Annotated in this window: 9 protein-coding genes; 6 read left to right on the forward strand and 3 right to left on the reverse strand. The window is 33.9% G+C overall.

Going from position 1 to position 12,020, the window contains the following annotated elements; all coding sequences use genetic code 11:
• Window positions 1–135 precede the first annotated feature (135 nt).
• The 4 genes from EIB73_RS12710 to EIB73_RS12725 all read left to right on the forward strand — a co-directional run bounded on the left by EIB73_RS12710 (window position 136) and on the right by EIB73_RS12725 (window position 4,225).
• A complete protein-coding gene (locus tag EIB73_RS12710; protein WP_125025624.1) occupies window positions 136–984 on the forward strand; it encodes a DUF2911 domain-containing protein in 849 nt (282 codons plus the stop codon).
• Window positions 985–1,174: 190 nt separating this feature from the next.
• The gene (locus EIB73_RS12715; RefSeq protein WP_125025625.1) at window positions 1,175–1,444 is read left to right on the forward strand and encodes a helix-turn-helix domain-containing protein; all 270 of its coding nucleotides are present in this window, start codon (window positions 1,175–1,177) and stop codon (window positions 1,442–1,444) included.
• 22 nt (window positions 1,445–1,466) lie between these two features.
• Complete coding sequence (locus EIB73_RS12720; RefSeq protein WP_125025626.1) at window positions 1,467–2,855, forward strand: McrB family protein; 1,389 nt, start codon at window positions 1,467–1,469, stop codon at window positions 2,853–2,855.
• The gene (locus EIB73_RS12725) at window positions 2,852–4,225 is read left to right on the forward strand and encodes a 5-methylcytosine restriction system specificity protein McrC (protein WP_125025627.1); all 1,374 of its coding nucleotides are present in this window, start codon (window positions 2,852–2,854) and stop codon (window positions 4,223–4,225) included. Before EIB73_RS12720 ends, EIB73_RS12725 begins: the two co-directional genes overlap by 4 nt.
• A gap of 131 nt (window positions 4,226–4,356) precedes the next feature.
• Here the strand turns inward: EIB73_RS12725 and EIB73_RS12730 are convergent, their stop codons facing one another.
• The 3 genes from EIB73_RS12730 to EIB73_RS12740 form a co-directional block, all read right to left on the reverse strand.
• Window positions 4,357–6,021: a sodium:solute symporter gene (locus EIB73_RS12730; RefSeq protein WP_125025628.1), complete on the reverse strand. Its 1,665-nt coding sequence runs from the start codon at window positions 6,019–6,021 to the stop codon at window positions 4,357–4,359.
• 297 nt (window positions 6,022–6,318) lie between these two features.
• On the reverse strand, window positions 6,319–8,754 hold the full coding sequence (locus EIB73_RS12735; RefSeq protein ID WP_125025629.1) for a PIG-L family deacetylase: 2,436 nt from the start codon (window positions 8,752–8,754) through the stop codon (window positions 6,319–6,321).
• A 73-nt stretch (window positions 8,755–8,827) separates the two neighbouring features.
• The gene (locus EIB73_RS12740) at window positions 8,828–10,432 is read right to left on the reverse strand and encodes a BamA/TamA family outer membrane protein (RefSeq protein WP_125025630.1); all 1,605 of its coding nucleotides are present in this window, start codon (window positions 10,430–10,432) and stop codon (window positions 8,828–8,830) included.
• A 129-nt stretch (window positions 10,433–10,561) separates the two neighbouring features.
• Between EIB73_RS12740 and nadD the strand changes: the two genes are divergently transcribed.
• The gene (gene nadD, locus EIB73_RS12745; protein ID WP_125025631.1) at window positions 10,562–11,146 is read left to right on the forward strand and encodes a nicotinate (nicotinamide) nucleotide adenylyltransferase; all 585 of its coding nucleotides are present in this window, start codon (window positions 10,562–10,564) and stop codon (window positions 11,144–11,146) included.
• A gap of 76 nt (window positions 11,147–11,222) precedes the next feature.
• Window positions 11,223–11,564, forward strand: a complete 342-nt coding sequence (locus EIB73_RS12750; RefSeq protein ID WP_125025632.1) for a DUF3817 domain-containing protein — start codon at window positions 11,223–11,225, stop codon at window positions 11,562–11,564.
• The last annotated feature ends 456 nt before the right edge of the window (window positions 11,565–12,020 follow it).

The raw sequence follows: 12,020 nt of genomic DNA on the forward strand, positions 1-12,020 counted from the left end.
GAAAGTTTTTGTTGCTCCTTACTGAGAATTTTATTATTTGATTTCTGCTATATTACCGTTTCATTGTTTGTCTTGTTATTGATTAAAAATTGGAGTAGATTTAAAGATTATTAAAAAATATTAAATTAAAAAATAATGGAGAAAAAATTCTTATCTCTCTTTCTAGTGGGAGCATTTGCAATCGGGTACGCACAGGTGAAAACGCCACAACCCAGCCCGTCTGCAACAGTAAAACAAACCATAGGACTTTCGGAAGTTAGCGTTGAGTATTCAAGACCTTCTGCGAATGAGCGTAAGGTTTTTGGAAATTTGGTGCCGATGAATCAGGTTTGGAGAACTGGGGCGAATGGCTCTACGGATATCACCTTTGCGAATGAGGCGAGTTTTAATGGGATTAAAGTTCCGGCAGGGAAATATGCTTTATATACTATTCCTTCGACTAACGAGTGGGAAATCGTTCTTTATAAAGATACGGAACAGTGGGGCGCGCCGAAAGAATTGAAAGCGGAGGAAATTGTGGCCAAAACGAAAGTGAAAGCGCAGAAAAATCCATTGTTTGTAGAAACTTTTTCAATCGGTTTTAATGATCTTAAGACTGATAGAGCCAATTTGATTTTAAGTTGGGAGAATACGATGGTAAAAGTTCCGATTGTTATGGATTCGAAGAAGGAGGTGTTGGAGTCGATTAATGCTACTTTGGGTAAAAAAGAAGCGAAGGCTTCTGATTATAATCAGGCGGCAGGTTATTATTTCCAAGAGAAGATGGATTTAAGAAAGGCCCTGGAATATTCTACGAAGGCAAATGAAATACAACCGGATGTTTTTTATATGTTGAAATTGAAAGCTGAGATTCAAGCCGCTAATGGAATGAAAAAAGAGGCGCTCGAAACAGCGAAGAAATCAATGGAGTTGGCGAAGAAAGCGAGCAATGATGATTACGTGAAAATGAATGCGGATAATATTGCGAAGTGGAATAAGAAGTAAAATTCTTTTTTCTTATAAATATGGACACCAGATTTTGGTGTCCTTTTTTTATTGTTAATACTTTTAATTGAGTTAAAGCGAAAAAAGCTAGATATAGTTTTAATTTTTAAAAGTAGGAAAATGTCTTGGTTACTTTTTTTGATACATATTGTCTGTTGATCAAAACATACAATATGTATAGTTTTACTATATGATAAATGAATTTTTACTCCAAGAATTTGGAAATAAAATTAAGAAGTTAAGACTTGATAAAAATATTAGTCAAGAGAAACTTTCTTTCTTAACTGGCTTTCATAGAACATATATAGGGATGATTGAGAGAGGGGAAAGAAATATTTCATTAACAAATATGGCAGTTTTTGCGAAAGTTTTTGAACTGAATTTATCAGAACTTATTGATTTTTCAACTGTAAACCCCGATCATAATTTTAAAAATTATGAAATAAAAGGTGAGAAGTAATCTTCACACTCAAACTATTAATATGAGCATAGAAAATATCAGACAATTCATCAAAGATAAAGCCGAACAATTTGGTGCTAAAATAGACAAAGAGTATAGTAAAGCCTACGTCGAGAGAAACAACACTGGAAAGGATGCTTTAAAAGATAATGGAGCATATTTTGGTTTTATTCATCCAGATGAAGAAGCTTCCGGACCATTTCACGACTTTTCTCTTACTATTTTTCCTAACGACGATAACAAACCATGGTTAGTTTGTTTAGGAGTTGGATCAAGTGGTTTTAAAAATGATTATGAATTAGCAACCTATCCTGGACTTAGAAGATTATTTTCGAAGCTTGTTGACGAAAGAGGTTTTTGTAAATCGGACTTTTCAGATATTGAAACAAGTTTACCAAAATCTATAAGTGGTAGCGAAGATTTACAACATATTAAAAACACAATAAAAACCTACACAAAAGTTTTACCTGTTTGCCAAATTGTTGATGAGCCGGAAAGCGAAGCCGGAAAGAAGATAATTGCTACATTTGTAGCAGGCTATGCAAAACTTAGAGAATGGCCAACAAATAATGGCCATCGGAATGCAATTTCAGATGCATTAAAACCTTTTCTTAAATCGGAGATATTGGATGACGCAGAAGAAATAAAAAATCTTTTGGACGAAAGGAAATATATTGTTCTTCAAGGTCCTCCTGGAACTGGAAAGACTAGAACTGCAAAGGAGGTTGCCGAAAAGATTAATGCGAAAACATTTTTTACTCAATTTCATGCAGAGACAAGTTTTTCAGATTTCATATTTGGTATTCGACCAGATCTTAATAATGCTGAACTTAGATACAAAGAAAATCTGGGAAATTTTACCTTAGCTGTAAAGTATGCAAAAGAGCATGACAATGAAAAAGTACTTTTAATAATTGACGAAATTAATAGGGCTAATCTTTCAAATGTTTTAGGTCCAATTTTCTATTTATTCGAGCACAAGATGGACAGATCCAACGTTGAAATTGAAATCTCGCCTGATTTTAAGATTAATAAACTACCTGATAATTTTTCTGTAATTGCTACAATGAATACTGCGGATAGAAGTTTAGCAGTAGTAGACTTTGCTTTACGTAGACGATTCGCTTGGTATTCTATGAAACCTAAAGTAATAACTTCTGAAAAATTCTTTAAAGATGATTTTGCAAAAATTCAAGAAATTTTTGATTGGTACGCTTCGAGTAGCGAATTATCGTTGCAACCCGGTCAAGGTTATTTTATCGCAGACAGTGAAGAGGAAATGAAAAACCGTGTCAAGTACGAAATATTCCCCTTAATAAAAGAGTATTTGCAGGAAGGACTTATTAGAAATGCGAAAGAAGAATTTAGTAATTATTTCGCTACACGAATTAATCAATCACTTTTTGAATGAGCAAAACCGTAGATGTTTTTTGTGAAATTCCTTGCTTGACTGAACAATCACAAAGGTTTAGTGGAATTGCTTTACAAAAAAAATGGTTTAAATCTGCAGATAAAAGAGTAATTGGACAGTATCTGCAGAAGTTTATAGATTATAATGCATCACAATTTAAGTTCATAGGTGTTCAACCGTTTATTATTGGCTCTGACCAAAGTACCTCTTTAGCTTTTCGTTCTTCAAGTTTCATTGGATCTATCCCACTACGAGCATCTGACACAGGTAAACAAATTGGTGATTTTGTTGTAATGCCTAGATTTACTGGTCGTGATAGATTTGAAGATTATATTGAAATTCTGAATTTACTTGGAACAGAAATAAGTCCTGAAGTGATCGATAGTTTGCCACTTGCTTCAGGTAAAAACTTCAGACCGCCATTGTATTTAGAAGCTGTGAAATTCATCGCTGCTCTAGAAGTATTAATATCAAAACCTTGGAGTAAGTTTGACAATGTTGAAAAGATATCGAGCCAACCTACTGGACAAATAAATTGGAACAAATACATTAACAACGAATACAAAATTGAAAATCGATTAAAGTTTCCAACTCGAAAAAACATTTTAAGTGAATTTCATAGTGAATATTCGGTAATACGTTTTGTATTCGACATTTGCAAGAACGAGCTGCTTTCTTCAAACACGCCACAAAGAATAAAAAACATCATTCGACCTAGGCTAAATTTCATTGAAGAAAAACTATATCTTCACAAACCGACCGTAACAAATAACATTCCTATCAGGTCATCTGACAGTCCAGCAATAAAAATTTGTAAAGAACATGCTAATAAAATTCTAAACTTTAATTTGGTGGAAAGCACTGCTTGGAGAGTTGATTTCTCAGATGTTTTTGAAAAATTCGTGCAACATATTTTTAAAGAGGTAGCGAAAGAAACTGGAGGGAAGTTATTTGCAAATTTCAAATTTCAGTCTAAAACTTCAAAGCATTATTCCTGGGAACTAAAACATATAGAACCTGACGCGATTTATCAGAAGGATAATTTCTTAGTAGTCATAGATGCTAAATACAAATCAAATCTTTATAACAAGTTTGGCAACAGCGAAATTTTAAAAGATGATCACAGACATGATTTACATCAAATTATGGCTTATTCCTCGTTTAGTAAGGCAGATTTAAAATATGGTTTTCTCTGCTATCCATCGGAGCAATTAGAATTAAAAATAATAGAATATAAAAACGGAATTAATGAAGTAACAAATACAGTTTCAATAATGGGGATTCCGTTAAAAAAGGAAATTATTAATGAAGCGAAACGTCTACTGGCAGACAAACTTAACGAAATTGAAAGAAGAACGTTGCCTCATTAAAAAGAACTTACCAGTTATTGAGCTCGTCGCATCGGATTAAGTTTTCTGATAGCAAAAATTTAATGCATGGAAATTGCCAATTTAACCTCGCTATAAAATTGTTAAGGACACCAAATATTGGTGTCCATTTTTTATATCGCTACTTTCTTAAACAACGGTTGAAGCAAACTCGCAACCCCAATCATCAACAAACACCCAATCGGATTCAGCCACAAAAACTCCAATTCAATAACTTCTTTTACATCTAAAAAGTACAGTAAAATAATCACAGGTTCTACGATTAAAATACTCCACATGCTCGCTTTTCCTCCAATTCTTGGAAATAAGAATGCAATGGCAAACACACCGAGAATAACTCCATAAAATAAGGAACCAATAATATTCACAGCCTGAATTAAGTTTTCAAACAAACTCGCATTCACCGCAAAGAATATGGCGACCATTCCCCACATTAAGGTGAAAAATCTGGAAGCATTCAGATATTTTTTCTCTGAAATATCAGGTGCGAAATTTCTCTTATAGATATCGACGACGGTCGTTGTTGCCAAAGCATTCAGTTCTGAAGAAGTTGAACTCATGGCCGCCGAGAGAATAACAGCGATCAATAAGCCGACAATTCCGGTCGGTAAATAATTGAGGATATAGTAAATGAACACATAATCCTTATCATTTGATTCAATATCCGGCGCTTCTTTATTGATTAATTTTTTTACATCTTCTCTGATGACCACTTCTTTTGCCTGAAGATCTTTCAATTCCGACATCACTTTTTCGGAATGATCGGTTTTCCAGGCGATGATTTTTTGTTTTTTCTCTTCGTGAATTTGATCATAATCAGCATTCAAGGCTTGATATTCTGTATTGTTTTTAAGGGATTGAGAAAGTGGATTAAAGTTTAAAGGCGTCTTTTCAAACTGGAAAAAAACGAAAACCATTACCCCAATAAATAGAATAAAGAATTGCATCGGGATTTTGAATAAGCCGTTGAAAAGCAATCCAAGTCTTGCTTCCTTCAAACTTTTTCCGGTGAGATATCTTTGCACCTGACTTTGATCGGTGCCGAAATAACTCAGAAACAAAAATGTTCCGCCCAAAAAGGCAGACCAAATATTATAGCGGTTGTTCAAATTAAATTCAAAACTCACGGCATTGAGTTTCCCCATCTTTCCGGAGTAAAGGAGTGCATCATTTAAATCTAAAGGTAACTTTTGCAAGATGAGAAAAAAGGCCAAGAACATCCCAATGAAGATTACAAACATCTGTTGTTTCTGCGTCTGACTTACCGCTTCTGTACCACCAACTAAAGTGTAAATCGTCACCAGACTTCCGATTACGATATTGGTTAAGATCAGATTCCAACCTAAAATCGTGGACAAAATAATGGCGGGTGCAAAAATGGTAATTCCGGCTGCCAAACCTCTTTGAATTAAAAATAGAATTGCTGTTAAAATCCTGGTAGAAAGTCCGAATCGTTTTTCTAAATATTCGTACGCTGTTAAAACGTTCATTTTGAAAAATTTCGGTAGGACCCAAACGCAGAGAATAACCATTGCAATCGGTAACCCAAAATAAAACTGCACGAATCCTAAACCGTCGTGATAGGCCTGTCCGGGCGTTGACAAAAACGTAATGGCACTGGCTTGTGTCGCCATAATGCTTAAGCCGACCATCCACCACGGATTGGTTTTTCCGCCTAAAAAGGATTCCGATGTTTTTACTTTTTTGGATTTATAAATCCCGTAAATTACAATGAATAACAGCACGAAAATTAAAACCAGCCAATCTAAATTCTTCATTTATAATAGTTTTGAAAGAGTAACATGGCAACAATCATCAAAACCGTAATTGCCAATAAGGCAATATAGAGTGGTTTCCAATTCGTATCTTTTTCCTGATTCATATTTTTTTATACATTTTTTTCTTAACCGCAAAAGAGGCAAAAGATTATTCGCCTAAGTAAATCAAAAGTTTGCAAAATGTAAATTAAATAATGCGTTTACTTTTTGCCTTCTTTTGAGTCTCCTTTTTTATATTTTTCTTTTGTCTCTTTTGCGGTAAAAAAATTCTAACATTTAGTCCTGTTTTCTCAAAACCTAATTCCTAGAACCTAAATTCAAAATATTCATAAACAATTTATACGCGCCCGGAACTCCAGCCGGTAATTCTCGGAAGAAAGATAAACCCGTATAAACGTAAGTTCCTTTTCCATATTTTCCTGCTAATAAAATTCCTTTTTGTGGAGATTCTCCGGTATCATTTCCTTCTAAAAGCGGAATTAACTTTTGATCCCAATCGTCTGCGAAATATAATCCTCTTTCCTGAACCCAATGGTCCATGTCTTTTTCTGTAATGGTATTGGGAATATTAAATACAGGACTATTCGGAACCAGGAATTTCAGTTTTGCATCTTCTTCAGAAATACGGCTTGCTCCTAATTTTAATTTGAAAGGTGCAATTTCGTTGGTTAATAAACCGCGGTTAACATTGTATTGATTAATGACCAAACCACCATTTTCTACAAATCTCCAAAGATCTTTATTGATCAAAGCTATTTCTGGCTGCGTGTTATAAATTCTTATTCCTAAAATTAAAACATCATAATTTTCTAGAATGGAGGGATTCCAGTTTTTTAAATCCAACTCATCAACTGTCAAACCGATTGCTCTTAATGAAGACGGGATTTCGTCGCCCGAACCTTTCAGATAAGCAATCTTAACATCGGGAATTTTTAAATCTAAATTTTGAATTTTTGCCTGCGCGCTTTTGATCCAAATTTGTCGATCAATGTGAGGATAATCCACCACATTTAAAGATTGATTATAAGTCTTTCCATTTGATTCGACGATGGCTTCAATAAATGAATTGGCGTTTTTCGAAATTGGTTCAACGTTAAATAGTACTTTTTTCTTTTCACCAATTTCTTTGAAATCAATTGTTTGTGGTTCAGATACTTTCCAATCTTTAGTTGCTTTCAATGAAACTTTCGCTGAAGAATTTACGACGAAACTTTCGACTTCAACCGTTATTTGTTTTGGTTGATTGCTGAAAATAAAATTGTCTTGGTCGAAATTTGCTACAAAAGAAGGAACCGTATAGAATGGTTCATAACGTTCACCAATAGAAGGATTCACTGTTTTTTGCTTTAATGGAATATCGTAATCAATTTTTGTAGTCCCAAAATTAATTGTGATTGCCTTTTTAACAGGATTCAAAATTTCAGGTTGTCCGATATCTTGTGGATTATTCACGACATACAAATTATTTTTCGGAGTTTCCTGAAGCCAATATGGATTGGATATTTTCGGATCATCAATTTTTAATTTTTCTGTTGCTTTGAAAGATTCGTTGGCTAAAATTTCTTTGTTCTCTTTTCCAGCAATCGAGACATTTATAGTTGCATTACTTCTATTGGCGATTTCCAGTTGGGCTGTAATTTCTTGGTTCAAAGTTCCGAAACCATTTGGTGTCATCCATTCAAAATAGATTCCCTGCGTTTTTAAAATTAAATCTTTGACTTGTTTTAATTTTAAATCATCTGCATTATTTTTTTTCAAGAGGTCATAAACCTGCAGCAATTGATTTAAAGAAAGTTCAGGATTACTAAATTGATAATCTGAAATCAGTTTATCCATTTGAGTTTTTAAAATTCCATCGTCTGAATAAAGTTTAATTCCTTCGAAAATATCATTCGATTTAAGTTTGTCACCTTTTAAAAATTTTAAATATTCCAGATCTGAACCTCTTTCCAAAGCCATTCCGAAACCTTGACAGGCATGTTTACTTCGCGCTTTAGATGAAATTTCGTTATTAGAAGTTCCGAGCGTTTTATAATAAGTCCCAACATTAATGGAATATAAATCGCTTTTGTCTGCTTTTTCAAAATTTTCTTTACTTCCAAAAAACCACCAGCTGGTATTGTAAAACATTCTTTTTGGTTGCCAAACTTTTACATATTTCAACTGTTCCGGAAATGCTTTTGGATCTCCGGCTAAATCAAATGCTTCCATGGCTAAAAGTGCAGAAGCAGTATGATGACCGTGCGTTTCACCGTTTGAATTTGGATCAAAACGCGTGATGATAATTTCCGGTTTATTTTTACGAATTGCCCAAACGACATCGGCTAAAACTTGTTGTTTATCCCAAAATTTAAGAGTTTCGGTAGCAGTTTTAGAATAGCCGAAATCCAAGGCTCGCGTAAACCACTGTCTTCCTTTATCTACTTTTCTTGCTTCTAAAAGTTCCTGGGTTCGCAGTAATCCTAATAATTCTCCTTTTTCTGTACCGATTAAATTTTGTCCACCATCGCCACGAGTTAAGGAAAGATAAATTGCATCAACATGTTTCTCATGGGTGAGCCAGGAAATAATTCTGGTGTTTTCGTCATCCGGATGTGCAGCCAAATACATGACTGTGGTATTATTTTGCAACCGAAGCAAATCATCATAAATTTCTGAAGAGCTATATGAAACGGACTGTGCGGAAATAAAAAGGGACAGAAAAAGTGCGATCCCACCTAAAAATTTAATCATAGGCTAAAGATAAAAAGTTATTCTAAAAAGTTTGGTATAATCCTTAAAACCTTTGTAAATATTAGATGAATATTTAAAATCGACTAAGAATTCCCCAGTGAATTTTTGTATCTCCAAATTTAATGGGATTACCAACTTCGTTTCCGTTTGAGATTTGAAAACTCATCAAACCGATGGGCAAAAAGAAATTAAATCCAAGACCGAAACTGTACAATTTAGGTTTCAATGATAAACTTTTATTTTGAAATTCTCCGTATTGGCCAAATACATCAAAGAACGCCTGACTTCCTACGAGATAACGATATTCGGCTGTTCCAAAATAGTAGAGATCTGCGAAAAGCGATTTTTCATTGAAACCCCGAAAGGAATTCCAGCCTCCAAAACGAAGAAGTTCGTTGACGGAAAAATCATTTTTGGAGCTTAGAAGTGCGCTTTCAGCTTTTATATTCAAATAATTATTGCCCGAAATTTGAAAGTTCCGCTCTCCCGAAATAAAATATTGGGTTTGATTCGCAGCGATGTTATCTTTGCTATAATTTGTTGTAATATAATCCGCTTCTAAACGCAGGCGGGTTTTAAATTGGAAAAGTTCTATTTCTGTAGGTTCCGTATAATCGTACCAAAGACCAATTCCCTGCTTGTTGTAATCTCTTCCCTGAACATACAGAGAATCAATGACAGAAGATGTTTCAAAGGTTCCGCGCACACCGATTTTTTGGTTATTTCGCAAATGAAGATAGAGCGCCGGCGTAAATTTCACATTGGCATACGTCGAATCCTGACGGAAAATATTCACCTTAAAATTCCCACCGATATTAGATTTGAATAGGTATGGAATATCAGTTTGTAAGTCGAAAGTTTGTCCTTTATCTGGATTTCGCTGCCAGAAAATATTCACCATTTCAAAGCTATTGAACATGTTTCGGAAATTGAGATTTAAACTTCCATTGAATGTGAATTTATCGGTTTTATCATTTCCAAAACCGATCACACCATCAAAACTATTGGATTTTTTCTTTTGAAGTGCGAGAAAAACCTGCGTAGAATCTTTCGTAAATAAAGTTTGTGGTGCCTTCTGTAGAATTAGAAAAGGATGATTTTGAAGCGACTGTGCCAGTTTTGCTAAGGTTGCTTCCTGATAACTTTTTCCTTGATATTCATTCTCCAGGTTTTTCATAAACCGTTTCGGTACTTTTTCATAGCCTTGTAAAACGATTTTATCAATTTTTCGCTCGGCACTTTTTACGACGGTTAGATCGACAAGTGGAATTTCATCTTTCATTCCTTTAAACTGAGATTTGACACGGTTGAAAACAAATCCCTGTTTTCTGTATTTTTCGCTGATTTCCTTTTTTAATGAATCTAAATTTTTGGTAAAGAAATCTGGTTTGTATTTAAAATTTTGGACCATTTCCTCAGAAAGATGAACTTGAGCTTCATTATAGTTTCTGCCTTTGTCGAAAAGGATCTGCGTTTTGTTTCCTTCTTTAATGACGTTTTTTATTTCGGTAAAGTAGTAATAGTTTTGGGTCAGGGAATCCAGATATTTTACCGCAGCTGCAGAATCTTTAACCATAATTTTTTGGTTCGTCTGAGAATCAATGAGCCAAAATTCTTTTTCCTGTGCTTTGAGAAAAACACAAGAGAAAAGGAGCAAAATGTAAAGGAAGATTTTCAAGGAAACTGTTTGTCTTTTTGAACTCAATTTAAGCACGTTTATTATCGGTTGCGCAATAATTTTTTATCTTTATAAAATTAATTCTTTTCCGGTAGATTTTGTTGTCGGTAAGGATTCAGATATTTATTTATGAAAAAAGTTGGTTTATTTTTCGGGAGTTTCAATCCCATTCATATTGGTCATTTAATTTTAGCGAATTATATTATTGAAAATACGGATATGGATGAATTGTGGTTTGTTGTAAGTCCACAAAATCCGTTTAAAGATAAAAAATCTTTACTGAAAGATCATAACCGTTTGGATATGGTGCAGCTTGCGGTGAAAAATTATCCTAAACTTCGAGCTTCGAATGTAGAGTTTTCTTTGCCAATCCCAAGTTATACGATTGATACGTTGGCTTATCTGCATGAGAAATATCCGGAATATTCTTTCTCGTTGATTATGGGAGAAGATAATTTAAAGGGACTGAAGAAGTGGAAAAATGCGGAAACTTTAATTAAAAATTATCAGATCATCGTTTATCCGAGAATCGCAATTGAGGGAGAAAAGCCCGCCGAAAATGTGGAGCACGAAAATATTTCAATCGTTAAGGCACCAATTATTGAACTTTCTGCAACAGAGATTCGGAAGATGATTAAAGAGGGAAAAAATGTTCGTCCGATGTTGCCACCGGAGGTTTTTGAGTATTTAGACGGAAGTAATTTTTACCAATAGGAAATACTCCAGATCTAATTTTTTAAAGCTTAAATTTGCAGATCATCTTTTAATAAAGATTTTTTAATTAATTTCTATGAAGTATATCGAAGACTTTTTTGCAAAATACAGTCAAGAGCAAATTCACAAATGGTTTAAGCAGGTTTGTGTTGCAGAAGCAATATCCTGGCTGTTTCTTTTTAGTGCCATGATTTGGATTCGGTATGACCGGGAGGGACTTCTTCCTACTATTTATATACTAATAATAGGAAATATTCACGGTTTATTTTTTAGTCTTTATCTTTTATTGCTTTTCAACGCCAGAAAAATTTACAACTGGGATGAAGAGGATATTGTGTTTGCCTTACTTGCTGCATTCTTTCCGTTCGCAACCATTTGGGTGGACAAAAAGTTAGCGCGCTTCGATCGGCACGAATAGCTACTTTTAAATTTATGATACACAAAGAGTAGAATTTTTCTACTCTTTTTTTTGGTTTAGATGTAATAGTTCTAAAATCTGAGTTGTGTATTGGTTAAGTTTTATATTCCATTAAAATTTTTACCATTGATAATCAATTGTTTAGGTTTGCATTAAAATAAATTCAGTACTTTGTATTGCATAATACTAAAAATATTATATATCTTTGTATAGTAAGATTCTTACAAAACTAAAAATCAAACTAAGAGAAGGAAGTAAATACGAGTAACCAAAAACGAATAACCATTCAAAAAACTAATAACCCAACTTCCTTCTTTTTTTTAAAACTTCAAGCCATGAAAAAATTAATTATTTCTCTATCACTTCTCACCGGATTTGTTGTATTTGCACAAAAAGGAGAACAATCAGATTCTACAAAAGTTAAAGACATTCAGGAAGTTGTAATGACGAAAAAGG

Source organism: Kaistella carnis (genome assembly GCF_003860585.1).
Taxonomy (GTDB): domain Bacteria; phylum Bacteroidota; class Bacteroidia; order Flavobacteriales; family Weeksellaceae; genus Kaistella; species Kaistella carnis.

What these genes read in the sequence shown, in the direction of transcription:
- EIB73_RS12710 (WP_125025624.1), top strand. Translation starts at nt 136, where the DNA reads ATGGAGAAAAAATTCTTATCTCTCTTTCTAGTGGGAGCATTTGCAATC.
- EIB73_RS12720 (WP_125025626.1), top strand. Translation starts at nt 1,467, where the DNA reads ATGAGCATAGAAAATATCAGACAATTCATCAAAGATAAAGCCGAACAA.
- nadD (WP_125025631.1), top strand. Translation starts at nt 10,562, where the DNA reads ATGAAAAAAGTTGGTTTATTTTTCGGGAGTTTCAATCCCATTCATATT.
- EIB73_RS12715 (WP_125025625.1), top strand. Translation starts at nt 1,175, where the DNA reads ATGATAAATGAATTTTTACTCCAAGAATTTGGAAATAAAATTAAGAAG.
- EIB73_RS12750 (WP_125025632.1), top strand. Translation starts at nt 11,223, where the DNA reads ATGAAGTATATCGAAGACTTTTTTGCAAAATACAGTCAAGAGCAAATT.
- EIB73_RS12735 (WP_125025629.1), bottom strand. Translation starts at nt 8,754, where the DNA reads ATGATTAAATTTTTAGGTGGGATCGCACTTTTTCTGTCCCTTTTTATT.
- EIB73_RS12725 (WP_125025627.1), top strand. Translation starts at nt 2,852, where the DNA reads ATGAGCAAAACCGTAGATGTTTTTTGTGAAATTCCTTGCTTGACTGAA.
- EIB73_RS12730 (WP_125025628.1), bottom strand. Translation starts at nt 6,021, where the DNA reads ATGAAGAATTTAGATTGGCTGGTTTTAATTTTCGTGCTGTTATTCATT.